Below are 26,313 nucleotides of genomic sequence, written 5' to 3' on the forward strand. Positions count from 1 at the left end.
AGAGAATGTTGTAGGGTAAGAGGGCGGGTTAACCCGCCCGAAGATTATGGACGTTTGCCAAACTCACAAGAAAGCTGCGTCCAGCGGCGGGCCTGCTCGCTGAGGCTGAAACCCAGGCCGTGGCGATCGGAAATCCACATACGGCCATCGCGCAGTTCCAGTTGTTCATTAAATAGCGGGTTCAACCACTCGAAATGCTCCAGCCACGGCTCCAGCGGATAGGCTGCGGAGAGATGTAAGTGAACCTCCATCGCGAAGTGCGGAGCCAGCTTACGGCCATGTTTCGCGGCGAGATCCATAATCTTCAGGAAGGGAGAGATGCCCCCAACGCGCGGCGCATCCGGCTGAACAAAATCACTGGCATTGCCCAGAATCAGCTGTTCATGCTCGCGGAAGCTGGTCAACATTTCACCGGTAGCGATTGGCGTATCCAGTGCGGCGGCAAGCTGTGCGTGGCCTTCAACGTCATAGGCGTCGAGCGGCTCTTCAATCCAGATTAAATTGAACTGCTCCATTTTTCGTCCCATACGAATGGCGGTTTCGCGATCCCACTGCTGATTGGCATCGACCATTAGCGGGAAATCATCGCCCAGCGCTTCACGTACGGCGGTCAGGCGGCGGATGTCCTCTGCGCAGTTTGGCTGGCCGACTTTCAGCTTAATGCCGCCAATGCCGTTTTCACGCGATATCACCACGTTTTTAAGTACCTGATCCAGCGGCGTATGCAGGAAACCACCTGAAGTGTTGTAGCACTGCACGGAATCGCGATGAGCACCCAAAAGTTTTGCCAGCGGTAAGCCTGCTCGTTTTGCTTTCATATCCCACAGCGCGATATCGATAGGGGAGATGGCCTGCACGGCCATGCCACTTCGGCCAACGGATGCCCCGGCCCACAATAGTTTGGTGTAAATCTTGTCGATATCGTTGGGATCTTCACCCAGCAGGTTGTCGGCTATTTCTTTGGCATGCGCGTAGATACCCTGGCCGCCTGCGCGTTTGGAATAGCTAAAACCAACACCTTCGAAACCATCGCGGCTGCGAATTTCGGCGATGATTATCGCCACCTCGGTCAGTGGTTTCTGGCGTCCGGTGAGTACTTTTGCGTCACTTACTGGGGTGGCAAGTGGCAGGAAGGCGAGTGAAAGCTTCACCCATTCAATACGGTCGCCGGTTTCTGCAGCGGTTTTACTGTTGGCCGCTTTGGCGTAGGTCACGGCGTCGGAATTTGCGCTAAAGGTCATAATAAGCTCCAGATATAAAATGTTTGCGCTAACATTTGTATCCTGGTCTTATTTAACAGGCCAGCGGGATGGATTAAATTTGAACAAACGATCACAATAGCGCAGTGAAAAAGGGAAAATTACGTAACCCTGGTCTCGTTCCAGGTAAATTTGGCAATCTGCACAATGAATAATGATATCGCTAACATTTGATTGCTGGCACAGTAACTTAAGCAGTTGTTTTTACTGAGATAGCGTAGAGCTCGTCTGGTAATAGCGAGGAACATCATGAATAATGCATATTCAACATCATCATCTGAGGCAGGGCTAACGACAGTGAAGCGTCCCGAAACACCCCGTGCGCCAACGCTCGAAGACGTGGCGCGTGCTGCCGGATTATCCTCCATGACGGTCAGTCGGGCGCTCAATACGCCTCAGCTGGTGAGGCCAAAAACGGTCGAAAAAGTGATGCAGGCAGTGCGTGCCACGGGGTATATCCCGAATGCACTTGCTGGCGGGCTTGCATCCAGGCGTAGCAAACTCATTGCCGTTGTGGTGCCGCAAATTAACAACAATATGTTTGTTGATACCATTCAATCGTTAAGCGACACCCTGGCCCAGCGCGGCTATCACATTCTGCTGTGCGTGGCGGGTTATACACAGCAAACGGAAGCAGAACTGGTGGCAACGCTCCTTTCTCGTCGCCCGGATGGGGTGGTGCTCACCGGTATCCATCACACCACAGAACTCAAAAAAGTCATTCTTAATGCCGCAATTCCGGTGGTGGAGATCTGGGATCTCACACCAACACCGCTGGATATGCTGGTGGGTTTTTCCCATGAAAAAGTCGGTCAGGCGACCGGAGAGTACCTGGTAAGTAAAGGCTATCGACGCCCAGGATTGCTGTGGACCGCCGATCGTCGTGCAGCCCAACGTAAGCACGGTTTATGTGATGTTCTGAAACGTTATGACATCGGCGAACCGCCACAAATTGATGTGCCGCTTCCTGCCTCATTGGCGCTTGGCCGCACCGGCTTGAGTCAGCTTTTGGCTGAAAGTCAGTTCGATATTATCGTTTGCAGTTCTGACACTCTGGCGCAGGGAGCTATCATGGAAGCGGAATCTCGCGGGTTACGTGTTCCTCAGGATCTCGCGGTGATCGGGTTCGGGAATCTTGATTTTGCTGCGTTTAATCGCCCGGCAATCACCACGGTAAGCGTCGACCGACGCGGGATCGGTGAACGTGCAGCGGTACTGCTGGCCGATCGTATCGAGCATGTTACGTGCAATGAAACGATTCTGGATTTAGGGTTTGAACTCATTGAGCGGGAGTCGGCGTAGACTCCGTTCATCCTCATTTTCACCTGTTGCACTACACTTATCCCTTTCCCCAAAAGTGGAGGCAGCATGATAACGCTCTACGGTGTACCGGGCTGGGGTTCCGCCATCAGCGAACTGATGTTAACGCTCGCGAAAATACCTTATACGTTTATTGATGTTGATGGTTTTGACCAGCCGGGGCCAAAGCGCGAATTACTGAAAGCGCGCAATCCGCTTTGCCAGGTGCCGACGCTGGAACTGGAAAATGGCGAAATCATGACCGAGACGGCGGCCATCGCCCTGATGGTGCTCGACCGTTGCCCCGACCTTGCGCCGCCGATAGGGCGAGCGGAAAGGCAACAGTTTCAACGTCTGCTTATCTGGCTGGTTGCCAATGTCTATCCCACTTTCACCTATGCTGATTATCCCGAACGTTGGGCAGCAGAAGCTCCGGAACAGCTAAAAGAAAACTGCATTGAATACCGTAAGTCGCTTTATCTCTGGCTGGAAACACAGCTAAGTGCTCAACCGTACGCGCTGGGTCGCGAGATCACATTGCTCGATTGCTATATCGCGGTGATGGTGACCTGGGGCCCGCGACGCCCGTGGTTTGAGGTGAATACGCCTGGGTTAGTGTCGGTGGCCGACGCCGTCTCCCAGCGAGGCGATCTCCAGCAGGTGCTGCGTGATAATAAATTAATCTAAATCATAAACGCGTAAGGGGAAGTGCGGTTAAGGTAAGTGCTCGCAGGAACGCGTCGCAGCGTATCCCATTCATTCAGGACAGGATGTCACAACAATGAAATCATATCGTTCTCTTAATCTTGCCGCCTTGCTTTTTGCCGCCTTCAGTGCGCAAAGTGAAACGACTGTTCCTCAGGATGTTCAGCGTTTTATCGATGAGGCCGAAATTTGCCAGCATCTGGCCGGAGAATGGGATCCGTCACTCCCGGAACAACAGCAGCAAGAGATAAAAGCCGGTGTCGATGAACACTGCGCAAAGGCGGAGAAACAACTTCCGGCATTACGCGGTAAATACAGTGAAGAACAGGATATTCTGGCGATGATTTCGGGGTATTCGTTGTAAGTGAGTCTGGCGTAAGGAGCTGTATTACCGGTTGCGGACTGCTGAAAAAAGATACTATAATTTGTATATCCATTGTATATACGGATTCCATTATGACAAGCAGAAATAAAGAAGCGCCCATCAACCTTAGAGCGAATCAACGACAGCGTGATCTGATTGATCTGGCGGCACAGCTCATCTCGCTTTCTCGCACTGATTTTATGCTTAATGCTGCCTGTGAAAAGGCACAAGAAGTGCTGTTAGATCAACGGCTTTTTATCGTAGATGACCAGCAATTTGCCGAATTCCAACGCATCCTGGATACACCCTTGTCTGAGAACAAAGGCTTTCAGGAACTGATGAGTGATAAATATTCATGGTAAAAGATCTCACGGAGAGATTAACTTATTCCCACAATGTGGATGAGTTTAGCTGCGGTGAGCCAGTGCTGGATAACTGGCTTCGCAGTCGGGCATTAAGTAATGAAGAGAGTGGCGCGACAAGAACATTTGTTTTATGTCCAAAAGGCAGCCAGCAGGTAATCGGATATTACTCTTTGTCTACAGGCGCTATCCAGCGTGAAGCGGTACCCGGTGCTTTTCGTCGAAACATGCCAGAACCTATTCCCGTTGTTTTAATTGCACGGTTCGCCGTAGATAGCGCGTTTCAAAAGCAGCGCTGGGGAGGGAAACTTCTGCGCGAAGCGGTAATGCGTGCGATGTTAATCGCGGAAACGGTAGGCGTGCGTGGCCTCGTCGTGCATGCGCTTAATGATGCCGCCAAGGCGTTTTATCTGCGCTTCGGTTTTGTTGTATCCCCGATCCAACCCCACACGCTGGTTCTTGCCCTTCGTTAACGCACAATTTAACAACCTGCCCGCCGTACCTGTGGTAGCTTTAAACCTCTTATAACAAGGAGCTTGCTATGCCACACGTTGATATCAAAAGTTTTCCTCATGAACTGAACGCCGAAGAGACCGAAGCGCTGGCTGCGGATATTACCGAGGTGATCATCCGTCATCTGCACAGCAAAAATAGTTCCGTGAGTGTCGCCTGGACGCAGGTTCAGCCGGAAGCATGGAAAGAAGTCTGGGATAGCCAGATTGGTCCGCACATGAATGAGCTTATTAAAAAGCCGGGTTACAGCATGTAATGCTTCGCCGGGTGGCAGCGGCTACCCGGCGCAATGTTCGGCTTGTTAATCCAGCGCGCGCACCAGCTTCCCGCTGGTGACGAACGCCCCCGCCCCAAGGTGATGCAGCGTATTACGCTTATCATCATCAAACAGCCAGCGCCCCTCAATAAACGCGTTGCCATCAGCGGCAGCAGAGACCACTTCGCCAAATAAGGTGTCGTATCTTTCGGCGGCATTGATTTCGGGCAGCAGGCGACACTCCATCCACGCCAGACACTTTTCCTCAATCATCGGCAACCCCAGGACCGGGCCGTTAACGGTTGGGATGCCGTAGCTGTTAAATTTATCCTCATCGCGACCGGAGGTGCTGCCAACGGCATACGTCCAGTTGATGGCCGCCACCCCCGGCACCACGATGCCGAAGGTGCCGTTACGCTCGATAAGTTCGCGCGACCAGGCGCTTTTATCCACCACGATCGCAATGCGCGGCGGATCAAACTCCACGGGCATCGACCACGCTGCTGCCATCACATTGCGGCGGCCACTTTTTTCGTCCTTACTGGTGATAAGGATCGTCGGGCCATGATTCAGTAAACGGCTGGCATGTCTTAACTCAACAGGGCGGAAATGGCTCATAGGGTGTCCAATAAAAGTTTATACATCATACTAGTAATGTCGTATCTCTCGCATAAAGCAAGTGCGTACCGGGTGAATCGCCACTGTCGATAAAAAGTGGCTCAATTCCATCGATGTTTGTCAATCAGGCCTATTTTTCAGGATGGCAACAGCCGCCATACTGGCGCCATCTGAACACGTCAGGAGTACTGAGATGAAAATTACCCAGGTGCGCAACGCAACCCAGATTATCCATTTTGCCGGTAAATCGTTCCTTATCGACCCGCTGCTGGCAAAGAAAGACGCTTATCCCGGCTACGCAGGCTGCGTCCGATCGCATATTCACGTGCCGATGGTCGAATTACCTTTTGATATCGACACGCTGTTAGCGGTGGATGCCATTATTGTGACCCATACGCATCCGGATCACTGGGACGACGCGGCGGTTAAGCTGATTCCCAAAGATAAGCTTATTTATGTGCAGAATGAACGCGACCGCGCATTACTAACCTCGCAGGGTTTTACACATTTGTCGCTATTATCTGAACATTCAATGTTCGGTGAAATTGAGCTGATTAAAACCGAGGGGCAACACGGTTCGGACGCCGCTTATGCGGATGCGGCGGTGGGTGAGCGAATGGGCGACGCCTGCGGGGTAGTCTTCCGCCATCCGTCAGAGAAAACGCTCTATCTCATTGGCGATACTATTTGGGTTCAACCCGTTGCGGATAACCTGCATCGCTACCAGCCCGGCGTCGTCATTATGAATACCGGCTGGGCGCATATTTTAAAATACGGCCCGATTATTTTTGGTGCTGAAGATCTTATTCGCGCGCATCTTATTGTGCCGGAAGCACAGATTGTTGCTACCCATATGGAAGCGATTAATCACTGCCTGTTAACCCGTAAAGAACTACTGGAATATGCGCGTATCAATGAAATCGATGCATTTGTCAGCGCACCGGATGACGGTGAAACGATTGCATTCTGATATGACGCATAGCACCGCACAAAAACGCCAATAGAAGGGCAAAAATGGGTTATAAGTACTGCACTGAATGATAAGGAATGACTTATGACGCCATTTTTGCACGCTTATTTTTCCCGACTTGGCTGGGAAGGAACCCCTGAAACCACCGTCGAGACGCTGCGTAAACTGCATCTGCTGCACAACTGTGCCATTCCTTTTGAAAACATTGATGTTTTACTGCCGCGTGAAATGCAGCTGGACGATCAATCCTTGCAGGACAAATTGATCACCGCCCGCCGTGGCGGGTATTGCTTTGAGCAGAATGGCCTGCTGGAGCGTGCGCTGCATGAACTCGGCTTTACTGTTCGCAGCCTGCTTGGACGAGTCGTACTGGCAAACCCGCCGCAACTTCCCCCGAGAACGCATCGCTTATTGCTGGTGGATGTGGAAGGTGAGCGCTGGATAGCCGACGTCGGTTTCGGTGGCCAGACCCTAACCGCGCCGATTCGTCTGCAGGCCGACATTGAGCAAGTCACGCCGCACGGCGATTACCGTTTGTTGCGCGAAGGTGTGAACTGGACACTCCAGTTCCGCCATCATGAACACTGGCAGTCGATGTATATTTTCACGCTCGATAAGCAGTATTTCGCCGATCATGTGATGGGCAATTTCTGGTCCGCGCACTGGCCGCAGTCGCATTTCCGTCACCATCTGCTGATGTGTCGCCACCTGCCCGAGGGTGGAAAGCTCACCTTAACCAACTTTAGCTTTACCCATTGGGAGAAGGGCCATGCGGTCGAGAAGACGCGGCTTGCCGACGTCTCCGCGCTTTATGAAACACTGCAAACGCGTTTTGGATTAGGTGTGGATGACCCGCGTCATGGATTCAGCGAAGCCGAGCTGGCGGCGGTGATGGCGGCGTTTGATACGCATCCGGAGGCGGGGAAGTAAGCGCTATGCGACTTCACCTCGCGGCGTCTGGCGTACTGCGCCCGGCGCTTTACCGGTAATACGTTTGAATGCGCGGCTGAACGCGGCGAGTGAACTGTAGCCAAGCCGAAAAGCAACCTGTTCCAGGGCGGATCCCTCATCAGCGATATACTGCATCGCCAGGCGCATTCGCAGTTCTGTCAGATAGCGGGCGGGCGTTGTCCCGGTTGCGGCCAGAAAGCGTTCGGCAAAAATTGAGCGTGAAATGCCCGCTTCCCGCGCCAAATCTTCTACTTTCCAGTTGTTACCCGGCTGCGTATGCATCGCATGGATCGCGCGCCCCAGCTTTGGATCGCGAAGCACCTGCACCCATCCCGTTGCACTTCCGCAGCCGCTTTCCACCCAACCGCGTACGATAAGCGCGGCCACGACGTCCGCAAGGCGTGCAAGGATGCCGGCGTATCCCGCCTGACGCGTGAGGGATTCGCGCTCCATAGCGGTAAGCAAGGGGTGAATTTCCGGCCATGTCGTCAGCAGGCGGCTTACCAGCATTACTTCCGGCATGGCTTTTACCAGCGGTTGCATGCCGCCAAGTTCAAAATCCATGCATCCGCTGAAGATAATCGCGCTTTCATCCGCCGCCGTTTCGCAGCCATTTTTGACACAGCATACGGTGGGGCAGACGGGCGTTGTCGGTAGGTCCAGAACATTCATTGATGTGGCGCGCTCATCTGAGAGCAGGAAATGACCGGAGCCATTCGGAATAAACAGCGCATCGCCGCTTTCGAGATTGAACTGTTGCCCGCTTGCAGTGCGTAGCAGCACTGGCCCACGACTAATGAAATGAAATTGGGCTTTACCCGCGACGGCGCTGAACTCTACGCCAAACGGTCGGCCGCTCTCAATACGGCGGTAGCTGACGCCAGAGAGACGCATGCCTGCCAACAGTTCGCTGGTGAGATCGAGATGCTGAAGCGCCATAACACCACTCCCGGACGAATTATCAAGAGTAAAGGGGTTTCCATCATAGATCGTCTGATGAGGATTTCCTAATCTTGTCGAAAATTTGTTAATTATTCTGGAGAGATGTTTATGAGCACATGCATTGCAGCGGAAGCCAGTCTGGATAAAACCAAACCGGCCTGGCGGGCGGTCTATGCACTGGCGCTGGGGGTCTTTGGCTTGATCGTGGCGGAATTTCTACCTGCCAGTCTGTTGACGCCCATGGCGGCAAGCCTGAACGTGAGCGAGGGGATGGCCGGGCAAGCGGTGACGGCGACGGCCTTAATTGCGCTGGTAACGGGCTTATTGATTACGCCTGCGACCAAAAATATCGATCGCCGCTGGGTGTTAATGTTCTTCTCTGTTTTACAGATACTCTCCAGCCTGCTGGTGGCCTTTGCGCCATCGCTGAATGTTTTGTTAGTAGGCCGTTTACTGCTGGGTATTGCGATTGGCGGCTTCTGGTCAATGTCGACGGCGACCGCGATGCGGCTGGTACCCGCTGCGATGGTGCCGAAGGCACTGGCGATCATTTTCAGCGCGGTCTCTATCGCCACCGTCGTGGCAGCACCGCTCGGCAGCTACCTTGGCGGACTGATTGGCTGGCGTAATGTCTTTATCCTCTGTGCGGCCCCGAGCGTTGTGGCGCTGTTCTGGCAACTTTGGGTGTTGCCATCCATGCGTCCGCAAAGCGTGGGCAGCTTTGCCACGCTGTTTAAGGTGCTGGCTCGCCCCGGCATGTTAGGGGGGATGTTCGCCACCATTTTAATTTTTAGCGGTCATTTTGCCTTTTTCACTTATTTACGACCATTTCTGGAAACCGTAGCGCAAACCAGCGTGGAGGGCGTTTCGTTGATATTACTTGGCTTCGGCGTGGCGAATTTTATCGGTACGTCCGTTGCGGGTTATCTGTTGAGCCGCAACTTACATTTAACGCTGGCGCTGGTGCCGTTTGTGATGAGCTTCCTGGCGCTGCTGATGGTGATATTTGGTCATATGGTGTTACTTGATGCACTGCTGGTAGCGATGTGGGGCTTTGCCTTTGGCCTGGTGCCGGTAGGCTGGTCGACGTGGCTTGCCACTACCGTACCGGATGAAGCGGAGAGCGCAGGGGGATTACTGGTGGCATCCATCCAACTGGCGATTAGCGCGGGCGCTGCGGGCGGTGGCCTGGTGTTTGATCTCAACGGTGCCAGCGGCGTATTCATGGGGAGTGGGATTCTACTGTTGAGTGCGATGGTGATTGTCTTCGCGCGGGTAAGAGTGAAGCCAGTGGCGCAATAAGCATGTGATGAACGATACCATGCCCGGTAAGCGCAAGCGCCACCGGGCATTTTTAACGTTTAGCGACGTGACCGCACTACCTGATAGCGCCGCGTTACATACTCAATTGGCGCACTCCATACGTGTACCAGACGGGTGAACGGGAAGAGCAGGAAGATAGTCATCCCCAGCACCAGATGAACGCGGTAGATGATCGCTACTCCGTCCAGATACGTGGACGCACCGCCCTGGAAGGTCACCACGCTCTGCGCCCAGCCGACCAGCTTCAGCATTTCGCTGCCGTCCGGATGCTGCGCCGAGAACGGAATGGTGGTCAGCCCGAGAATACACTGAATCAGCAAAATGCTGAGGATCAGGATATCGGCGGTGCTCGAGGTGGCGCGCACGCGTGGGTTGGTCAGACGACGCACCAGAAGGCCTGCGCCGCCCACCAGCGTGAGCACACCGCACACGCCGCCGAGGATCATGGCCATTTGCTGTTTTACCGCAATCGGCAGAAACCAGGCGTACATCCAGTGGGGCGTTAGCATGCCGAACAGGTGACCGAAGAAGATCCCCAGAATGCCGACGTGGAAGAGATTCGACCACAACACCATCCCGCGTTTGTCGAGCATCTGGCTGGACGAGGCGCGCCACGTATACTGACCGTAGTCATAACGCACCCAACTGCCGAGTAAAAATACTGTGCCGCAAATATAGGGGTAGATGTCATAAAAGAAGACGTTGAGAAACTGGATCATTTCGGGCCTCCGGCACGGACGTCGACGTACTGCGGGGCAACGTCCTGGCTAAAGCGTCGTTGATAGCTTTGCAGCGGGGAACTGTCACAGCTGGTGGCATTATCTTCGATAAATTTCACCTGCTCCTCTTCCCAGACTGCATCAAGCGCCTGTCGGGTGTCGTCACGCGTTTCACCCGCCACCTGTTTTGTGACACTGTCACTTGAAAGTGAGGTATTGGCGATAATCAGCAGGGCATCAAAAATCTGATACCACGGTGCCTCGCGCTGTTTTAGTCGCCCGCCCAGCAGCGCCAGAATCGGCGCGACGTTCTGTAATCCATCCTGCGCCTCGTGAGGCGGAAGAACGCTGAGATATTCCAGATACAGCGGCAGATAATCGGGTAGTTCGCGACAATCGATCTGCAGCCCGGCTTTTTCATACTGAGCCATTAAATCGACCATCGCCTGACCGCGATCGCGCGATTCCGCATGCACGTGCTCAAACAGCAGCAGCGAGGTGGCGCGACCGCGTTCAAAAAACTCGCACCATTCCGCCTGTTTATCGAGCAGCGGTACGCTGAGATGCTTCACCACAAAGGGCAGCAGCATCGGCGCATCGCGTTCTACCAGGTTAATCAGCTCGTCGCGATTCTCCCAGCACACCTCATCCGGATACTCCAGCAGCAGGCCGATCACCTTCAATATTTGCATCACTCTCCCTCCGCTTTTTCGCGCACTTCCGTGATGTTGATGGCATCGATTCGCTGGCTGTTGAAGAGGTTGAATTTAGTGTCTGAACCGTGACAGCCGTCGCCAAAGGTAAAGCCGCAGCCGTTGCGTTCCGGGAAGGCATCTTCCGCCAGTTCGCGGTGGCTGGTCGGGATCACAAAGCGATCCTCGTAGTTAGCGATCGCCAGATAACGGTACATCTCTTCAACCTGTTCCACGCTGAGCCCCACTTCTTCAATCGCGCGGGTATCGGTAACGCCTTCGACGGTTTGTGAGCGTTTATAGTGGCGCATCGCCATCATGCGTTTCAGGGCGCGCAGCACCGGGCCGGTATCGCCCGCGCTCAGCATATTGGCGAGGTATTGCACCGGAATACGCAGGGTTTCCACGGCAGGCAACACGCCGCCATTACGCGGCAGGCCACCAGCGTCGGCAACGGACTGAATCGGTGACAGCGGCGGCACGTACCAGACCATCGGCAGGGTGCGATATTCCGGATGCAGCGGCAGGGCCAGCTTCCAGTCCATCGCCATTTTATAGACCGGCGAGCGCTGGGCGGCGTCGATAACGTTTTGCGGAATACCCTGTTTCAGCGCTTCTTCAATGACCGCCGGGTCGTTCGGGTTCAGAAACACCTCGCACTGACGCTCATAGAGATCCGTTTCATGTTCGGTGCTCGCCGCTTCTTCGATACGGTCCGCATCATAGAGCAGCACGCCCAGGTAGCGGATGCGCCCGACGCAGGTTTCCGAACAGACGGTCGGCTGGCCGGACTCAATGCGCGGGTAACAGAAAATGCATTTTTCTGATTTGCCGCTCTTCCAGTTGAAGTAGATTTTTTTGTACGGGCAGCCGCTGATGCACATCCTCCAGCCGCGACATTTATCCTGGTCGATAAGCACGATGCCATCTTCTTCACGCTTGTAAATCGCGCCGCTCGGGCAGGTCGCCACGCAGCTGGGGTTCAGGCAGTGTTCACACAGGCGCGGCAGATACATCATGAAGGTATTTTCAAACGCGCCGTACATCTCTTTCTGCATCGACTCGAAGTTGCGGTCGTGGGCGCGCTTATCGAATTCACCGCCCAGCAGCTCTTCCCAGTTCGGGCCCCATTCGATCTTATTCATGCGCTTGCCGCTGATCAGCGAACGCGGACGCGCGGTTGGCAAATCTTTCCCTTCCGGCGCATTGTGCAGCGTCTGATAATCATAGGTGAAGGGCTCGTAATACTCATCAATAGCCGGCAGCACCGGGTTGGCGAAGATTTTCGATAACAGGCCGAGCTTACCGCCCAGGCGCGGCGTGAGCTTACCGCTGATACCGCGCACCCAGCCGCCTTGCCATTTATCCTGATCTTCCCAGTTTTTCGGATAGCCAATACCGGGCTTGGTTTCCACGTTGTTAAACCACGCGTACTCCATGCCTTCGCGGCTGCTCCAGACGTTTTTACAGGTCACCGAGCAGGTGTGGCAGCCGATGCATTTATCAAGATTCAGTACCATTCCAACTTGCGAACGTATTTTCATTTTTTCGCCTCCTGTACCTGATCCTGACCTTCGCCATCCAGCCAGTTAATGTTTTTCATTTTGCGGATCATGATGAACTCATCGCGGTTTGAACCGACCGTTCCGTAGTAGTTAAAGCCGTAAGCCAGCTGCGCATAGCCGCCAATCATGTGCGTCGGTTTCGGGCAGACGCGTGTGACCGAGTTATGGATCCCGCCGCGCCGTCCGGTAACTTCTGAGCCCGGAATATTCATGATGCGTTCTTGGGCGTGATACATCATGGTCATGCCCGGTGGAATTCGCTGGCTGACCACTGCGCGAGCGGTAAGCGCACCGTTGGCGTTGAAGGCTTCAATCCAGTCGTTATCGGCGATGCCGAGCTCTTTGGCATCGGTTTCGCTTATCCACACAATCGGCCCGCCGCGTGACATAGTCAGCATCAGCAGGTTCTCACTGTAGGTGGAGTGGATGCCCCATTTCTGGTGCGGCGTCAGGAAGTTAAGCGCTTTCTCCGGGAAGCCGTTGGGCGGTATTTCCTTCATGTGCGTGACGCTGCGGGTATCGATCGGCGGCCGATAGGCGACTAACGCCTCGCCAAAATCGCGCATCCAGGCGTGGTCCTGGTACAGCTGTTGTCGCCCGGACACCGTGCGCCATGGGATCAGCTCATGCACGTTGGTGTAACCGGCGTTATAGGAAACATGTTCGCTCTCAAGACCTGACCAGGTCGGGCTGGAGATGATTTTGCGCGGCTGGGCCTGAATATCGCGAAAGCGGATCTTTTCATCTTCTTTGTTCAGCGCCAGGTGGGTGTGATCGCGCCCGGTAAATTCGCCCAGCGCTTCCCAGGCTTTTACCGCCACCTGGCCGTTGGTTTCCGGGGCCAGCGAAAGAATCACTTCTGAGGCGTCCAGCGCGGTTTCGATTTTCGGGCGGCCTTTGGCCGGGCCATCCAGCTTGACGTAGTTCAGCTTGCCGAGGAAATCGACTTCCTGCTGCGTTTTCCAGCTAATGCCTTTCCCGCCGTTGCCCAGTTTATCCATCAACGGGCCGAGGGACGTGAAACGTTCATAGGTGGCCGGGTAGTCACGCTCAACGGCAATAATGTTTGGCGCGGTTTTCCCTGGAATCAGGTCACATTCGCCTTTGCGCCAGTCTTTAATGTCAAACGGCTGAGACAACTCCGCCGGTGAATCATGCTGAAGCGGCAGCAGCACGATATCCGTTTCCTGGCCCAGATGCCCCTGGCATACTTCAGAGAAGGATTTGGCAATGCCTTTGTAGATCTCCCAGTCGCTTTTCGACTCCCAGGCCGGGTCGACGGCGGCGGAGAGCGGGTGGATAAACGGGTGCATATCCGAGGTGTTCATATCGTCTTTTTCATACCAGGTGGCGGTCGGCAGAACGATATCGGAGAACAGACAGGTGCTGGACATACGGAAATCGAGCGTGACCAGCAGATCCAGCTTGCCCTCAATAGCGGTGGTTTGCCACTCCACTTCTTCAGGTTTCACATCATCGGTGGAACCCAGTTCTTCACCCTGAATACCGCTATCCGTGCCCAGTAAATACTTAAGCATATACTCATGCCCCTTACCGGAAGATCCCAACAGGTTAGAACGCCAGATAAACAGGTTACGCGGGTGGTTTTTACCGCTGTCCGGCTGTTCGCAGGCCATGCGAATATCACCGGATTTCAGCGACTGCGCGGTGAAGTCCGTTGGCGATACGCCTGCGGCTTCCGCCATCCCTTTGATGTGCAGTGGATTCAGATTGAGCTGCGGGGCAGACGGCAGCCAGCCCATTCGTTCAGCGCGGACGTTAAAGTCAACCAGATGACCCGTGTATTTGCCCGGATCGGCCAGCGGTGAGAGTAACTCCTGGGCGGTGAGTTTCTCGTAGCGCCACTGGCTGGCGTGGTTGTAGAAGTACGAGGTGCTGTTCATGTGGCGCGGCGGACGGTTCCAGTCCAGCGCGAAGGCCAGCGGCAGCCAACCGGTTTGCGGACGCAGTTTCTCCTGGCCGACATAGTGGGCCCAGCCGCCGCCGCTTTGACCGACACAGCCGCAGAACACCAGCATGTTGATCATCCCGCGGTAGTTCATATCCATGTGGTACCAGTGGTTGACCCCGGCACCGAGAATAATCATTGAACGACCGTGCGTTTTGTTGGCGGTGTCGGCAAACTCGCGAGCAATCAGCTCAATGTTTCTGCGCGGTACACCGGTGATCTGCTCGGCCCAGGCCGGGCTGTAGGCTTTGACATCATCATAGTCGGTGGCGGCGTGCTCGTCGTTCAGACCGCGATCGAGGCCATAGTTTGCCAGGATCAGGTCATAGACGCTCACCACCAGGCCACTGTGACCATCGGCGAAGGTCAACTGTTTCGCCGGAAGCTGGCGCACCAGAATCGGTTCCTGTTTGACGCTGCGGAAATGCGGGTTTTCATTGCCGCCAAAGTAGGGGAATGCCACGCCTGCCACCGTATCACGGGTGTCCATCAGCGACAGCGTCAGTTCGGTCTCCTGACCGGCTGCCAGTGATTCCAGATTCCATTTGCCTTTCTCGCCCCAGCGAAAGCCAATCGAGCCGTTCGGCACCACCAGTTCGCCTGTGGTGTTGTAGGCCACGGTTTTCCATTCCGGATTATTGCTTTCACCCAGACCATCCACGAGGTCGGAGGCGCGCAGCATGCGGCCTGCGCTGTACGAACCATCTTCACGCGCGTCGAGCATTACCAGCATCGGCATATCACTGTAGCGACGGCAGTAGTTGAGGAAATATTGGCTTGGGTTATCGAGGTGGAACTCTTTGAGGATCACATGGCCCATCGCCATCGCCAGGGCGCTATCGGTGCCCTGTTTTGGTGCCAGCCAGTGGTCGCAGAGTTTGGCAACTTCCGAATAGTCCGGGGTAATAGCGATGGTTTTGGTACCCTTATAGCGCACCTCAGTGAAGAAGTGGGCGTCAGGTGTACGCGTCTGCGGCACGTTAGAGCCCCAGGCGATGATATAGCTGGAGTTGTACCAGTCAGCGGATTCCGGCACATCCGTTTGTTCACCCCAGGTCATTGGCGATGCCGGGGGAAGGTCGCAGTACCAGTCATAGAAACTCAGGCAGGTGCCGCCAATCAGCGAGAGATAACGCGTCCCCGCAGCGTAAGAGACCATCGACATCGCCGGGATCGGCGAGAAGCCCGCCACGCGATCCGGGCCGTAGTTTTTGATGGTCCACACGTTGGCGGCGGCGATAAGCTGGTTTAACTCTTTCCACGACGAGCGAACAAAACCGCCTTTGCCGCGCGCCTGCTTGTAGCTCAGGCATTTTTGCTTATCAGACATGATGGCATCCCAGGCCACGACCGGGTCACCGTGCTGGTTTAACGACTCGCGCCATAGTTCAATCAGCTTTTTGCGTGCCAGCGGATATTTCAGGCGGTTAGCGCTGTAGAGATACCAGGAGTAACTCGCGCCACGCGGGCAGCCGCGCGGCTCATGATTCGGCAGGTCAGGGCGGGTACGCGGATAGTCTGTCTGTTGGGTCTCCCAGGTGACCAGGCCATTCTTCACATAGATTTTCCAGCTACAGGAGCCGGTACAGTTGACGCCGTGGGTAGACCGCACAATTTTGTCGAATTGCCAACGCTGGCGATAGCTGTCTTCCCAGTCACGGTTGGTATGGAACTCCTGGCCGTGGCCATTGGCGAAGGTTTCGCCTTTTTGTTTGAAATAACGAAAGCGATCCAGCAACTTACTCATGACATTTCTCCTGACGGGGAAAGCCGCTTCCCCGTGGTTACACTGCTCAGGTATTTTTGATTATTGAGATGACGCTTTACGGCGACCATAAACCAGCCAGGTCACCAGCACACAAACGATGTAAAAGATGAGGAATATTTTCATCGCGCCGACCGGGGAACCGGTGAGGGCCAGCGAGGTGCCGAAGGCTTTCGGTATGAAGAAACCACCTACAGCACCAATGGCAGAGATAAAGCCCAGCGCAGCGGCGGTGTCGGTAACCGCAGCATGTTGTGCTTCTTCATCGCTGCCGCCGCGTTTTTTGATTTTTTCGATCGTCAGTTGACGGAAGAGAACGGCGATCATCTGGAAAGTTGATCCGCTGCCTAATCCGGCGGTCAGGAACAGTCCCATAAAGACCACATAAAACGCCAGGAAGCTACCCTGCCCGGAGCCGGGAAGGGTAAGGAACAACAGGGCGCTGAACAGGGCCATGAGGATAAAATTCACCAGCGTGACGCGCACGCCGCCGAGACGGTCGGAGATAACGCCACCAAAGGAACGCGCCAGCGCGCCGATAAATGGCCCGAAGAAGGCGAGCTTCAGGATGTTCACATCCGGGAACTGAGTTTTCGCCAGCATCGCAAAGCCTGCCGAGAAGCCGATGAACGAACCGAAGGTGGCGAGGTACAGCAGACTTAACAGCCACATATGCCCGCTTTTCAGCACGGGCAGTTGCTCGGCTATCGAGGCCTTCGAGCTTGCAATGTCATTCATGCCAAACCAGGCGGCAACGGTCGCGATGAATAACAGGGGGGCCCAGATCCACGCGGCGTTGGTAAGCCACATTGAAGAACCGTCTTCCTGGGTGACGCCATGAACACCCAGGAAGGTAAAAATCGGCAGGAAAATCACCAGCGGCGCGGCCAACTGCATGACGCTAACGCCAAGGTTACCCAGCCCGCCATTGATGCCCAGCGCACTGCCTTGCTTCGCTTTTGGATAAAAGAAGCTAATGTTTCCCATGCTGGAAGCGAAGTTCGCCCCGGCAAAACCGCACAGCAATGAAATGACGATGAATACTTCGAAAGGAGTATGGGTATTTTGAATGGCAATGCCCAGCCAGATGCAGGGAATAATCAGAATAACGGTGCTTAATACCGTCCAGTATCGCCCGCCAAATATAGGTACCATAAAGGAGTAGGGCACGCGTAAAATAGCGCCGGAGAGAGAAGGTAACGCAGTTAATAAAAAGAGCTGATCGGTGGTGAAATTAAAGCCGACTTTATTGAGATTGACCGCAACGGCACTGAAGAGCATCCAGACACAGAAGGCAAGCAATAAACAACTTACTGAAATAATAAGGTTTTTTCGCGCGATTTTATGCCCTTTATTCTCCCAAAATGCCGCATTTTCCGGTTTCCACGTGGTTAAAAGATAATGATTATTTTTCTCATTTTGTTGTGACATATCACCCTCGACGCGCCAGTAATTAATGAAAAACAAGCAATAACGGCGGCTGATATGTACAAATCAGCTTGCCGTCAAATAATCGGTATTATTGGAGTCTCGAATGAAGGATAGATAAGAAAAGCTCGCCACGAGAAGGACATGGGTATTATGGGGGATAACAATTGTTACTAATTGTAACTCAAAGGTTAGTGTTTGGTTGCTTGCGTGCGGTTTTAATGGAGATGCTGGAAATATCAGGGAAGCTGAAGTATGGGGTAGGACTCCCTCTCCCTGCGGGAGAGGGCCGGGGTGAGGGGCAGTTCTTCTCACAACTGCAACGACAATTCCATCGCCGCTCGCCTTAGCGGAGCCAGTGCTTTCTCCTTCAGCGCCTGGGCGTCCATGCTGGAGGCCGGGACACCAACATTCATCGCCGCCACGATTTGACCGTTGCGAGACAATAGCGGAACTGCCAGCGAGCAAAGACCTACCTCTATCTGCCGGTCAGCAAGGGCGTAACCCTGAATACGCACTTTGGCAATCTCCGTACGCAGGGACTCTTTGTCGCACAGCGTATGCGGCGTGTAGCGAATTAACGTGGCGCGTGACAGTGTCACTTCTAGTTGCTCTTCCGGCAGCGCACTGAGTAGCACGCGGCCCATGGAGGTCGCCCAGGCGGGCAAACGACTGCCGCGTCCTAAATCAATACTCAGCAAGTTATTCACGGCGGTACGTGCGATGTACAGTACATTATCGCCATCAAGCGTTGCGGCTGAACAGGATTCATTCAACTGCTGACCAAGAATATCGAGGGAGTGCTGCGCCGCTTTCGCCAGCGGTGTTCCGGCGAGATAGGCATGACCCACCGCCAGCACGCGGGGCAAAAGCTCGTAGGTTCGGCCATCTGGCGTATGCACCATGCCCAGCGCCGCAAGGGTGTACAAACAGCGACGAACGGCCGCACGGGAGATCTGGGTTTTCTGACTAAGTTGTGAGATTGTTAATCGCTGACGTTGTGGGGTGAAGGCACTCAGCACCTCCAGGCCACGGGCCAGAGACAACATAAAGTTGGGGTCCCGCTCAGCCTGCCTGGCCGCCAGGGAGTCGTTGATTTCATTGCTCATTTTAACCCGCTCCATTCAGGGGTAACGATGCCCACTGCGTCACTATACCTCGCGGGTGCAACGGCAGGCAGGAATCTCCCCAATATCCCACGAAGATCACATTATTAACTGTCTTATAACAAACGTGTCGATAATCGCACAACATTTCGATTATCGTCGTTGACCACCCCTGTTGTGAAAATCTATTGTCAAAAGCAAGGTTATCGCCACCCTGTGGAGATAAGACCAAAACAATAAGAAGTAAAAGGAAGAGAGATGAGCGCCACGATAGAACATATTGAAAGCTGGCTGGTGGATGTTCCGACCATCCGCCCGCACAAATTATCGATGACTACTATGGGCTGCCAGACGCTGGTGATCATTCGCATTACCCGCTCAGACGGCATCACCGGGATTGGTGAAGCGACCACCATTGGTGGGCTGAGCTACGGGGTAGAAAGCCCTGAGGCTATCAAACTTACCATCGACGGTTACCTGGCACCCTTATTACAGGGGCAGCCAGCGGACAATTTACAGGCGCTGTTGTATCGCATTGAAAAGAGCGTGAAGGGCAATACCTTTGCCAAATCAGCGATTGAAACCGCGCTGCTGGATGCGCAGGGCAAATCACTGGGCGTGCCGGTGTCGGCCTTGTTGGGCGGCGCATTGCAAACGCCTATTCCGGTGCTGTGGACGCTGGCGAGCGGTGATACGGCAAAAGACATTGCCGAAGGGGAAAATCTGCTGGCGTCTCGCCGTCATCAGGCGTTCAAGTTGAAAATCGGCGCGCGTGAGCTGGCAACCGATCTCAAACATACGGCGGCGATCGTCGAAGCACTGGGCGATCGCGCCAGTATCCGCGTCGATGTAAACCAGGCCTGGGATGCGACAACCGGAGCGAAAGGCTGCCGTGAACTGGCGGCGATGGGCGTTGACCTGATTGAACAGCCCGTTTCGGCGCGCGATAACGCCGCGCTGGTGCGTTTGAGCCAGACTATCGAGACGGCGATTCTGGCCGATGAAGCGGTCTCCACGCATTTCGATGGTTATCAGCTGGCGCAGCAGGGTTTTACCGGCGCCTATGCGCTGAAAATTGCCAAAGCGGGCGGGCCGCAAAGTGTTCTAAAACTGGCGCACGTGGCGCAGGCGGCGGGCATTGGCCTGTATGGCGGAACGATGCTGGAAGGCAGCGTCGGGACGGTAGCCTCGCTGCATGCCTGGTCAACGCTTCCGCTGGCCTGGGGTAGCGAAATGTTTGGCCCACTGCTGCTGAAAGACGATGTCATCAGCGTACCGCTGACCTTTGCCGATGGGCACGTTACGCTGCCGCAGACGCCTGGGTTGGGCATTGAACTGGATGAAGATAAGTTGCGTTTTTATACGCGTAAAGGATGAGGTAGAACATGTTATTTAAAGTTGAAATGACCGTTAATATTCCGCTGGATTTTCCGGTAGAGCAGGCGGATGAAATTAAGAAAAAAGAAAAAGCCTATTCGCAGCAATTACAGCGTGATGGAAAATGGCGTCATATCTGGCGCGTAGCCGGTTTATATTCCAACGTCAGCATTTTCGATGTTCAGGATGCGGATGAACTGCATCAAATTTTAATGGGTTTACCGCTGTATCCGTTTATGGATATTCAGGTCGATGCGCTGTGCCGTCATCCTTCATCCATTCGCGACGACGATAAATAAAATAATAACCTCATGTCGGGGGTGCTCCCCGACATTCTCTGTTCCCTGCAAGCAATAACAAGTGAGATAACAATATGACTAACTCATTCGTACAACAAGACGAAGTACAGGCTTTATTACGTGAAAGCGCCGGTTTAAATTCCCCTGAGGGCAATGAACGTTTTAAAGCGATAACCCACCGTCTGCTGGAAAATATTTGTGGTTTAATTGATGATTATAATGTGACCCAGGAAGAATTCTGGCACGCCATTAATTATCTGCATGAACTGGGCGGTCGTCAGGAAGCTGCGTTATTAGCGGCGGGCCTTGGGCTGGAGCATTTCCTCGATTTACGCCAGGACGCCATTGATGCTGCACAGCAGCGTGAAACTGGCGGCACGCCACGCACCATTGAAGGGCCGCTGTATGTGGCTAACGCGCCGCTGGCGCAGGGGCACGCTCGAATGGACGATGGTAAAGATCCCGGTGAAACGCTGTGGCTGCACGGCGTGGTCACCGACACCAAAGGCCAGCCAGTCGCCAATGCCATTGTGGATATCTGGCACGCCAATACGCTGGGCAACTACTCCTTCTTCGATCAGAGTCAGAGCGAATACAACCTGCGTCGTCGTATTCAAACCGGCGCGGACGGGCGCTACAGCGTGCGTACCATTATGCCTTCCGGCTATGGCTGCCCACCAGATGGCCCTACCCAAAAACTGCTGGATCTGTTAGGTCGCCACGGCAACCGTCCTGCACACATTCACTTCTTTGTATCCGCACCGGGTCATAAACATTTAACCAGCCAGATTAACTTTAATGGTGATGAATATTTGTGGGATGACTTTGCTTTCGCCACGCGCGATGGCTTAATTGCGGACCCGATTAAAGTTAATGATGAACAGAAAATTCGTGAGCGTGACCTCGAAGGTCCGCATACGGAAATTCGCTTTGATTTTACTCTCTGCAAAGCGTTATCTGTCGATGAAGAAGGTCGAATTACACGCTCGCGTGCAAAAGAATAATATTTAACACTCGCTGTTCACCTGCACTATTTTTATCCTTGCAATTACGGGAGAAACCGTTATGCAAAAAACACTGACATCGCTAAAAAGTAAAATCAGCAATGCACTGATTGTCGATCGTGAAAATCATATTTATCGTTGCCACCGGTCAATATTTACCGACCAGGCGATGTTCGATTTTGAAATGAAACATATCTTTGAAGGTAACTGGGTTTTTCTGGCGCATGAAAGCCAGATCCCGGAGCCGGGTGATTATTACACCTTAACCCTGGGCCGTCAGCCGGTGATTATTACCCGTGATAAGAAAAACGAGCTGCACGCGATGATTAACAGCTGCGCTCACCGTGGCGCGATGCTGTGCCGGCGTAAAACAGGCAACAAGAGTTCTTTTACCTGCCCGTTCCACGGCTGGACCTTCAGCAACAACGGCAAGCTGCTGAAAGCGAAAGATGAGAGTACCGGCGGGTATCCAGAAACGTTCAAGCATGAAGGTTCGCACGACCTGAAAAAACTGCCGCGTTTTGAGTCGTATCGCGGCTTCCTGTTCGGCAGCTTGAGTGATGATGTTCAGCCGCTGTCCGATTACCTGGGTGAAACGCTGAAAATTATCGACCTGATTGTTGACCAGGCGCCGGAAGGTCTGGAAGTGCTGAAAGGCTCTTCCAGCTACGTGTACGAAGGTAACTGGAAACTGGGCGCAGAAAACGGCGCTGATGGTTATCACGTGAGCGTCGTGCACTGGAACTACGCCTCTACCATGTCACGCCGAAACTATGAAGCGGAAGGCACGCACGCGGTGGATGCGAACGGCTGGTCGAAAAGCGTGGGCGGCGGCTACGGCTTTGAAAACGGCCATATGCTGCTGTGGACGCGTGCTCTGAACCCGGAAGTGCGTCCGGTTTTCGCCCACTACGATCGTCTTAAAGCGGAATTCGGTGACAACCGCGCCGGGCAGATGGTCAATGAGACGCGCAATCTGTGCATTTATCCGAACGTCTATCTGATGGATCAGTTCTCCACGCAGATCCGCGTGATTCGCCCCATTTCCGTCGATAAAACGGAAGTCACCATCTGGTGCTTTGGCCCGAAGGGCGAGCCGGACAAGGCGCGCGCGCTGCGTATTCGGCAGTACGAAGATTTCTTCAACGTCAGCGGTATGGGCACGCCAGACGATCTCGAAGAGTTCAGCGCCTGCCAGCGCGGGTACCTCGGGGAAAATCTGGCATGGAGCGACCTCAGTCGCGGTGCGCTGCACTGGGTCGATGGCCCCGATGAGCATGCCAATGAGTCCGGTTTTAAACCCATTTTGAGCGGCGTGAAATCGGAAGATGAAGCGCTGTACATCGCCCATCACCATCACTGGCAGACGGTGATGCTGGCCGCGCTGGAGAAAGAACAGCAGCGCTACGATGCGTCAATTACCCAGCGTGTGGAGGTGGCCGATGCTGACGTGTGATCAGGTTAAAGAATTTTTGTATCACGAGGCCAGGCTGCTGGACGACCGTCAATGGGATGAGTGGATCGCATGCTACAGCCCAAAAGTGGTCTACTGGATGCCCGCCTGGGGGGATGATGACAAGCTGACCACCGACCCGCAGCGCGAAATTTCACTGATTTACTATCCGAACCGCGAGGGGCTGGAGGACAGGGTTTACCGCATCAAAACTGAGCGTTCTGGCGCCAGCACGCCGGAGCCGCGCACCACCCATATGATCAGTAATATCGAAATCACCGGGCAGAGTGAACAGGGCGTGGACGTGCGCTACAACTGGGTGACCTACAGCCACCGTTATCAACAAACGGATTGCTACTTTGGCACCACGTTCTGCACGCTGATTGCGGGGGAAGGCCTGCCGCAAATTGTGCGCAAAACGATCCGTCTGAACAACGACTACATTCGTCAGGTTATTGATGTTTACCATGTTTAAGAGGTGCTTATGAGCTATACCATAGCGCTCAATTTTGAAGACGGCGTCACCCGGTTTATTCAATGTAACGCCGGGGAGAAGGTGCTCGACGCCGCGTATCGCCAGAAAGTTAACCTGCCGATGGATTGCTCCGACGGTGTGTGCGGCACCTGTAAGTGTCATTGTCCAAGCGGCAACTACTCGCTGGGCGAGGATTATCTGGAAGAGGCGCTGGATGAAGACGAAGCGCAGGCGCGTCAGGTGCTGACCTGCCAGATGATCCCGGACAGCGATTGCGTGCTTGATGTGCCCGTCGCCGCAGCGGCGTGCAAAACGGGGATCTCCTCGTTTAATGCCACGGTGAAACGCGTCACGGCGTTGTCTGAGAGCGCCATTGAACTGGTGGTGGAAACCGACGGAAGCCTCAATTTCCTGCCTGGTCAGTACATCAATATTCAGGTACCGGGTACGCCGCAGGTGCGTGCTTACTCCTTTAGCTCATTACCGGGCAGTAACGAAGGCAGTTTCCTGATTCGTAACGTACCGGGCGGCCTGATGAGCCAGTGGTTAAGCCATAAAGCGGTGGCGGGTGCACCTCTGAGCCTGACCGGGCCGATGGGCAGTTTTTATCTGCGTGACGGCGAACGCCCGCTACTGATGCTGGCAGGTGGCACCGGGCTGGCGCCGATGCTGGCGATGCTGCATACCCTGGTACAGCAGCAAAGCACGCGCGACATTACCTTGCTTTACGGTGTGAATAGCGACGACGACCTGGTGCTGGGTGAGTTGCTCGAGAGTTTTGCCACGCAGTTGCCGGGGTTTAGCTGGCTGCCGGTGGTGGCTGCCAGCGAAAGCGCCTGCCCGCAAAAAGGCTACGTGACGGAACACTTTACCAGCAAGATGCTCAATGAAGGCGATGTTGATATTTACCTCTGCGGGCCGCCGCCGATGGTGAACGCCGTCACCTCTACGTTGCAGGCGCTGGGCGTTAACCCGGCTGGATTCTGGTATGAGAAATTTATCGCCAGCCAGAGTGCGGCGGCATAAGGAGTAATCATGCGATTTAGCAATAAAGTGATGGCAATTACCGGCGCGGCGCAGGGTATTGGCCGCCGCACGGCGGAGCTGGCGGCGGAACAGGGCGCGGCGCTGCTGCTTATCGACCGCTCGCAATACGTTCATGAACTGGCGGCGGAATTGTCTGCTGCCGGGCACCACGTGCTGGCGCTGGAAGCCGATCTTGAGCAGTGGGAAAGCACGGAACAGGTATTTGCCGCAGGCGTCGCGCACTTTGGCCGAATTGATGCGCTGGTGAACAACGTCGGTGGCACCATCTGGGCGCGCCCGTTTGCCGAGTATCAGCCCGCGCAGATTGAAGCGGAAGTACGACGCTCGCTTTTCCCGACGCTATGGGGGTGCCGTGCCGTGCTGCCGTATATGCTGGCGCAGGGCAAAGGCAGTATCGTCAATATCTCTTCGGTGGCGACTGGCGGCGTGAATCGCGTGCCGTATTCGGCGGCGAAAGGCGGTGTTAATGCCCTGACGCGCTCCATTGCGATGGAGTATAGCGAGGCTGGCATTCGTATTAATGCCGTTGCGCCCGGTGGAACAGAGGCCCCGGCGCGGTTAACCCCGCGTAACACGGAGCAGCCGAGCGAGCAGGAAAAAGCGTGGTATCAGCAGGTGGTGGATCAAACGGTGCAGAGTAGTTTACTGCACCGTTACGGCACGCTGGATGAACAGGCGCATGCCATTCTGTTCCTCGCCAGCGATGAAGCCAGCTACATCACCGGCGTGGTATTGCCGGTGGCAGGTGGCGACCTCGGTTAACGCCGGGTAGCGTACCAGCAGAGCAGGGAGCCTGCGCAAACCATGCAGGCCCCTTGCCAGAATGCCCATGAGAGGGATTCGCTCAGTAACATTGCCGCCAGCGCAGCGGAAAGCACCGGCGTCAGATACGAGGCCGTCGCCAGCAGGCTGACGTTACCGTGCAGGATCCCCACGTTCCAGGCCGCATAGCCAAAGCCCAGTGCGATCGCGCACATGCCAAGCTTAATCACCACCGGCAGGCTGAAGGCCATATCGGGCTGCGTGCTGAAGAAAACCTTTATCCATAGCGTAACGGCAGTCAGCAGAATAAACAGCGTAATGCCATTTTTGCCATTGGCATATTTCGCCGTCACCGTACAGTAGGCCGCCCAGATGAAAGCCCCGGTAAAGGCGAGAATATAGCTTAGCGGGCTGGAAATAACGTTGCTGATAATTTCATCAATATTTAGCCCGCGATCGCCGCCCAGTACCCAACTGACGCCTAGCAGTGATAATCCCAGGCCGGGAATAATCAAAAAGTTACTTTTCTGCCCGTTGAAAATAATGGCGAACAGAATCGTCAGGCTCGGCCATAAATAATTGACCATCCCCACTTCAATGGCCTGCTGGCGCGTACCGGCAAATCCGAGCGACAGCGCCAGACATATTTCATAGCTCACAAACAGCACGCAGCCCGCCAGCAGATAACGGCGTGAAAACTGGCGAAGGTCAGGAAAGCCGACGGTAAACATCAACAGTAGACCGCTCAGAGTATAGATCATGGCCGCGCCGCCAACCGGGCCAAGACCTTCGCTGACGCCGCGAATCAGCCCGACCATCGTACTCCATAACAGAATGGCTAGCAGGCCAATCAGCGTTGCTTTCTTTTTATTCATCACAAATTGAGGTGCTTAAATTGAGCAAACCTCGTTTATAGCACTTTTTACAGGTTGACGGAGAATAATTTCCGGGGAATGTACTACTAAAGAGTTAATGAAAATCAATGACCCTGACTATTAAGGGGGCAGATCTATTTGAGTTTGATTTGACGCAAAAAACGCAGGGGTATAGCTGTTAATTTGCCTGCCTACGTTACATTCCAATAACGAGG

26 protein-coding genes are annotated in these 26,313 nt (G+C 54.4%); 16 read left to right on the forward strand and 10 right to left on the reverse strand.

Translation table 11 applies throughout. The features are described 5' to 3' along the window. Window positions 1-44: 44 nt before the first annotated feature. A complete protein-coding gene (locus tag G163CM_RS05765; RefSeq protein ID WP_231827201.1) occupies window positions 45-1,241 on the reverse strand; it encodes an L-talarate/galactarate dehydratase in 1,197 nt (398 codons plus the stop codon). 315 nt (window positions 1,242-1,556) lie between these two features. On the opposite strand from G163CM_RS05765, the gene G163CM_RS05770 reads away from it, so the two are divergent. The 6 genes from G163CM_RS05770 to pptA all read left to right on the forward strand — a co-directional run bounded on the left by G163CM_RS05770 (window position 1,557) and on the right by pptA (window position 4,758). Next, on the forward strand, window positions 1,557-2,561 hold the full coding sequence (locus G163CM_RS05770) for a LacI family DNA-binding transcriptional regulator (RefSeq protein WP_231827202.1): 1,005 nt from the start codon (window positions 1,557-1,559) through the stop codon (window positions 2,559-2,561). 66 nt (window positions 2,562-2,627) lie between these two features. Continuing rightward, window positions 2,628-3,245, forward strand: coding sequence for a glutathione S-transferase family protein (locus G163CM_RS05775; RefSeq protein ID WP_231827203.1), 618 nt, complete (start codon window positions 2,628-2,630; stop codon window positions 3,243-3,245). A gap of 94 nt (window positions 3,246-3,339) precedes the next feature. Then, window positions 3,340-3,627, forward strand: a complete 288-nt coding sequence (locus G163CM_RS05780; protein WP_231827204.1) for a hypothetical protein — start codon at window positions 3,340-3,342, stop codon at window positions 3,625-3,627. Between the two features lie 92 nt (window positions 3,628-3,719). After that, window positions 3,720-3,989: a type II toxin-antitoxin system TacA family antitoxin gene (locus G163CM_RS05785; protein WP_015964343.1), complete on the forward strand. Its 270-nt coding sequence runs from the start codon at window positions 3,720-3,722 to the stop codon at window positions 3,987-3,989. Then, a complete protein-coding gene (locus tag G163CM_RS05790; protein ID WP_231827205.1) occupies window positions 3,983-4,462 on the forward strand; it encodes a GNAT family N-acetyltransferase in 480 nt (159 codons plus the stop codon). Before G163CM_RS05785 ends, G163CM_RS05790 begins: the two co-directional genes overlap by 7 nt. Before the next feature lie 68 nt (window positions 4,463-4,530). After that, window positions 4,531-4,758, forward strand: coding sequence for a tautomerase PptA (gene pptA / locus G163CM_RS05795; protein ID WP_015964345.1), 228 nt, complete (start codon window positions 4,531-4,533; stop codon window positions 4,756-4,758). A 45-nt stretch (window positions 4,759-4,803) separates the two neighbouring features. Here pptA and G163CM_RS05800 read toward each other — a convergent pair whose 3' ends face one another. Beyond that, complete coding sequence (locus tag G163CM_RS05800) at window positions 4,804-5,376, reverse strand: flavin reductase family protein (RefSeq protein ID WP_231827206.1); 573 nt, start codon at window positions 5,374-5,376, stop codon at window positions 4,804-4,806. A gap of 193 nt (window positions 5,377-5,569) precedes the next feature. Here G163CM_RS05800 and G163CM_RS05805 point away from each other — a divergent pair, with 193 nt between their 5' ends. Together G163CM_RS05805 and nhoA are read left to right on the forward strand one after the other, a co-directional pair. Beyond that, the gene (locus G163CM_RS05805) at window positions 5,570-6,346 is read left to right on the forward strand and encodes an MBL fold metallo-hydrolase (protein WP_231827207.1); all 777 of its coding nucleotides are present in this window, start codon (window positions 5,570-5,572) and stop codon (window positions 6,344-6,346) included. Window positions 6,347-6,430: 84 nt separating this feature from the next. Further along, window positions 6,431-7,276, forward strand: a complete 846-nt coding sequence (nhoA, locus tag G163CM_RS05810; protein WP_015964347.1) for an N-hydroxyarylamine O-acetyltransferase — start codon at window positions 6,431-6,433, stop codon at window positions 7,274-7,276. 3 nt (window positions 7,277-7,279) lie between these two features. Here the strand turns inward: nhoA and G163CM_RS05815 are convergent, their stop codons facing one another. Then, window positions 7,280-8,236, reverse strand: a complete 957-nt coding sequence (locus G163CM_RS05815; RefSeq protein WP_231827208.1) for an AraC family transcriptional regulator — start codon at window positions 8,234-8,236, stop codon at window positions 7,280-7,282. Window positions 8,237-8,347: 111 nt separating this feature from the next. Between G163CM_RS05815 and G163CM_RS05820 the strand changes: the two genes are divergently transcribed. Then, window positions 8,348-9,541: an MFS transporter gene (locus G163CM_RS05820; protein WP_231827209.1), complete on the forward strand. Its 1,194-nt coding sequence runs from the start codon at window positions 8,348-8,350 to the stop codon at window positions 9,539-9,541. Window positions 9,542-9,600: 59 nt separating this feature from the next. Here G163CM_RS05820 and narI read toward each other — a convergent pair whose 3' ends face one another. The 6 genes from narI to G163CM_RS05850 all read right to left on the reverse strand — a co-directional run bounded on the left by narI (window position 9,601) and on the right by G163CM_RS05850 (window position 18,809). Continuing rightward, complete coding sequence (gene narI / locus G163CM_RS05825) at window positions 9,601-10,281, reverse strand: respiratory nitrate reductase subunit gamma (RefSeq protein ID WP_231827210.1); 681 nt, start codon at window positions 10,279-10,281, stop codon at window positions 9,601-9,603. Continuing rightward, the gene (gene narW, locus G163CM_RS05830) at window positions 10,278-10,973 is read right to left on the reverse strand and encodes a nitrate reductase molybdenum cofactor assembly chaperone (protein WP_231827211.1); all 696 of its coding nucleotides are present in this window, start codon (window positions 10,971-10,973) and stop codon (window positions 10,278-10,280) included. The genes narI and narW overlap by 4 nt, the downstream gene beginning before the upstream one ends. Continuing rightward, entirely contained in the window at window positions 10,973-12,517 is a 1,545-nt protein-coding gene (gene narH / locus G163CM_RS05835) for a nitrate reductase subunit beta (RefSeq protein ID WP_231827212.1), read from the reverse strand. The genes narW and narH overlap by 1 nt, the downstream gene beginning before the upstream one ends. Further along, window positions 12,514-16,254 (reverse strand): nitrate reductase subunit alpha, encoded by a 3,741-nt coding sequence (locus G163CM_RS05840; protein ID WP_231827213.1) that lies wholly within the window; start codon window positions 16,252-16,254, stop codon window positions 12,514-12,516. The genes narH and G163CM_RS05840 overlap by 4 nt, the downstream gene beginning before the upstream one ends. Before the next feature lie 60 nt (window positions 16,255-16,314). Next, the gene (locus G163CM_RS05845; protein ID WP_231827214.1) at window positions 16,315-17,703 is read right to left on the reverse strand and encodes a NarK family nitrate/nitrite MFS transporter; all 1,389 of its coding nucleotides are present in this window, start codon (window positions 17,701-17,703) and stop codon (window positions 16,315-16,317) included. Between the two features lie 308 nt (window positions 17,704-18,011). Next, window positions 18,012-18,809 (reverse strand): IclR family transcriptional regulator domain-containing protein, encoded by a 798-nt coding sequence (locus G163CM_RS05850; RefSeq protein ID WP_231827215.1) that lies wholly within the window; start codon window positions 18,807-18,809, stop codon window positions 18,012-18,014. Window positions 18,810-19,064: 255 nt separating this feature from the next. Between G163CM_RS05850 and G163CM_RS05855 the strand changes: the two genes are divergently transcribed. The 7 genes from G163CM_RS05855 to benD all read left to right on the forward strand — a co-directional run bounded on the left by G163CM_RS05855 (window position 19,065) and on the right by benD (window position 25,223). Further along, on the forward strand, window positions 19,065-20,183 hold the full coding sequence (locus tag G163CM_RS05855) for a muconate cycloisomerase family protein (RefSeq protein WP_231827216.1): 1,119 nt from the start codon (window positions 19,065-19,067) through the stop codon (window positions 20,181-20,183). Between the two features lie 8 nt (window positions 20,184-20,191). After that, window positions 20,192-20,482 carry a muconolactone Delta-isomerase gene (gene catC, locus G163CM_RS05860; RefSeq protein ID WP_015964357.1) on the forward strand — a complete coding sequence of 97 codons (291 nt, stop codon included), beginning with the start codon at window positions 20,192-20,194 and terminating at the stop codon, window positions 20,480-20,482. A gap of 74 nt (window positions 20,483-20,556) precedes the next feature. Beyond that, window positions 20,557-21,486: a catechol 1,2-dioxygenase gene (gene catA / locus G163CM_RS05865; RefSeq protein WP_231827217.1), complete on the forward strand. Its 930-nt coding sequence runs from the start codon at window positions 20,557-20,559 to the stop codon at window positions 21,484-21,486. A gap of 61 nt (window positions 21,487-21,547) precedes the next feature. Then, complete coding sequence (locus G163CM_RS05870; RefSeq protein WP_231827218.1) at window positions 21,548-22,942, forward strand: Rieske 2Fe-2S domain-containing protein; 1,395 nt, start codon at window positions 21,548-21,550, stop codon at window positions 22,940-22,942. Then, window positions 22,929-23,414, forward strand: coding sequence for a benzoate 1,2-dioxygenase small subunit (gene benB / locus G163CM_RS05875; RefSeq protein ID WP_231827219.1), 486 nt, complete (start codon window positions 22,929-22,931; stop codon window positions 23,412-23,414). Before G163CM_RS05870 ends, benB begins: the two co-directional genes overlap by 14 nt. Before the next feature lie 9 nt (window positions 23,415-23,423). Continuing rightward, window positions 23,424-24,440, forward strand: a complete 1,017-nt coding sequence (gene benC, locus G163CM_RS05880) for a benzoate 1,2-dioxygenase electron transfer component BenC (protein ID WP_231827220.1) — start codon at window positions 23,424-23,426, stop codon at window positions 24,438-24,440. 9 nt (window positions 24,441-24,449) lie between these two features. Then, the gene (gene benD / locus G163CM_RS05885; RefSeq protein WP_231827221.1) at window positions 24,450-25,223 is read left to right on the forward strand and encodes a benzoate diol dehydrogenase BenD; all 774 of its coding nucleotides are present in this window, start codon (window positions 24,450-24,452) and stop codon (window positions 25,221-25,223) included. Here the strand turns inward: benD and yddG are convergent. Continuing rightward, entirely contained in the window at window positions 25,220-26,098 is an 879-nt protein-coding gene (gene yddG / locus G163CM_RS05890; protein ID WP_231827222.1) for an aromatic amino acid DMT transporter YddG, read from the reverse strand. The two genes, benD and yddG, sit on opposite strands and share 4 nt — an antisense overlap. Window positions 26,099-26,313 lie beyond the last annotated feature (215 nt).

This window comes from Pseudocitrobacter corydidari (genome assembly GCF_021172065.1).
In the GTDB taxonomy this organism is placed as follows: domain Bacteria; phylum Pseudomonadota; class Gammaproteobacteria; order Enterobacterales; family Enterobacteriaceae; genus Pseudocitrobacter; species Pseudocitrobacter corydidari.

Coding starts and splice junctions, on each gene's coding strand:
- G163CM_RS05765 (WP_231827201.1), bottom strand. CDS start 1,241: ATGACCTTTAGCGCAAATTCCGACGCCGTGACCTACGCCAAAGCGGCC.
- G163CM_RS05775 (WP_231827203.1), top strand. CDS start 2,628: ATGATAACGCTCTACGGTGTACCGGGCTGGGGTTCCGCCATCAGCGAA.
- G163CM_RS05780 (WP_231827204.1), top strand. CDS start 3,340: ATGAAATCATATCGTTCTCTTAATCTTGCCGCCTTGCTTTTTGCCGCC.
- G163CM_RS05785 (WP_015964343.1), top strand. CDS start 3,720: ATGACAAGCAGAAATAAAGAAGCGCCCATCAACCTTAGAGCGAATCAA.
- G163CM_RS05790 (WP_231827205.1), top strand. CDS start 3,983: ATGGTAAAAGATCTCACGGAGAGATTAACTTATTCCCACAATGTGGAT.
- pptA (WP_015964345.1), top strand. CDS start 4,531: ATGCCACACGTTGATATCAAAAGTTTTCCTCATGAACTGAACGCCGAA.
- G163CM_RS05800 (WP_231827206.1), bottom strand. CDS start 5,376: ATGAGCCATTTCCGCCCTGTTGAGTTAAGACATGCCAGCCGTTTACTG.
- G163CM_RS05805 (WP_231827207.1), top strand. CDS start 5,570: ATGAAAATTACCCAGGTGCGCAACGCAACCCAGATTATCCATTTTGCC.
- nhoA (WP_015964347.1), top strand. CDS start 6,431: ATGACGCCATTTTTGCACGCTTATTTTTCCCGACTTGGCTGGGAAGGA.
- G163CM_RS05815 (WP_231827208.1), bottom strand. CDS start 8,236: ATGGCGCTTCAGCATCTCGATCTCACCAGCGAACTGTTGGCAGGCATG.
- G163CM_RS05820 (WP_231827209.1), top strand. CDS start 8,348: ATGAGCACATGCATTGCAGCGGAAGCCAGTCTGGATAAAACCAAACCG.
- narI (WP_231827210.1), bottom strand. CDS start 10,281: ATGATCCAGTTTCTCAACGTCTTCTTTTATGACATCTACCCCTATATT.
- narW (WP_231827211.1), bottom strand. CDS start 10,973: ATGCAAATATTGAAGGTGATCGGCCTGCTGCTGGAGTATCCGGATGAG.
- narH (WP_231827212.1), bottom strand. CDS start 12,517: ATGAAAATACGTTCGCAAGTTGGAATGGTACTGAATCTTGATAAATGC.
- G163CM_RS05840 (WP_231827213.1), bottom strand. CDS start 16,254: ATGAGTAAGTTGCTGGATCGCTTTCGTTATTTCAAACAAAAAGGCGAA.
- G163CM_RS05845 (WP_231827214.1), bottom strand. CDS start 17,703: ATGTCACAACAAAATGAGAAAAATAATCATTATCTTTTAACCACGTGG.
- G163CM_RS05850 (WP_231827215.1), bottom strand. CDS start 18,809: ATGAGCAATGAAATCAACGACTCCCTGGCGGCCAGGCAGGCTGAGCGG.
- G163CM_RS05855 (WP_231827216.1), top strand. CDS start 19,065: ATGAGCGCCACGATAGAACATATTGAAAGCTGGCTGGTGGATGTTCCG.
- catC (WP_015964357.1), top strand. CDS start 20,192: ATGTTATTTAAAGTTGAAATGACCGTTAATATTCCGCTGGATTTTCCG.
- catA (WP_231827217.1), top strand. CDS start 20,557: ATGACTAACTCATTCGTACAACAAGACGAAGTACAGGCTTTATTACGT.
- G163CM_RS05870 (WP_231827218.1), top strand. CDS start 21,548: ATGCAAAAAACACTGACATCGCTAAAAAGTAAAATCAGCAATGCACTG.
- benB (WP_231827219.1), top strand. CDS start 22,929: ATGCTGACGTGTGATCAGGTTAAAGAATTTTTGTATCACGAGGCCAGG.
- benC (WP_231827220.1), top strand. CDS start 23,424: ATGAGCTATACCATAGCGCTCAATTTTGAAGACGGCGTCACCCGGTTT.
- benD (WP_231827221.1), top strand. CDS start 24,450: ATGCGATTTAGCAATAAAGTGATGGCAATTACCGGCGCGGCGCAGGGT.
- yddG (WP_231827222.1), bottom strand. CDS start 26,098: ATGAATAAAAAGAAAGCAACGCTGATTGGCCTGCTAGCCATTCTGTTA.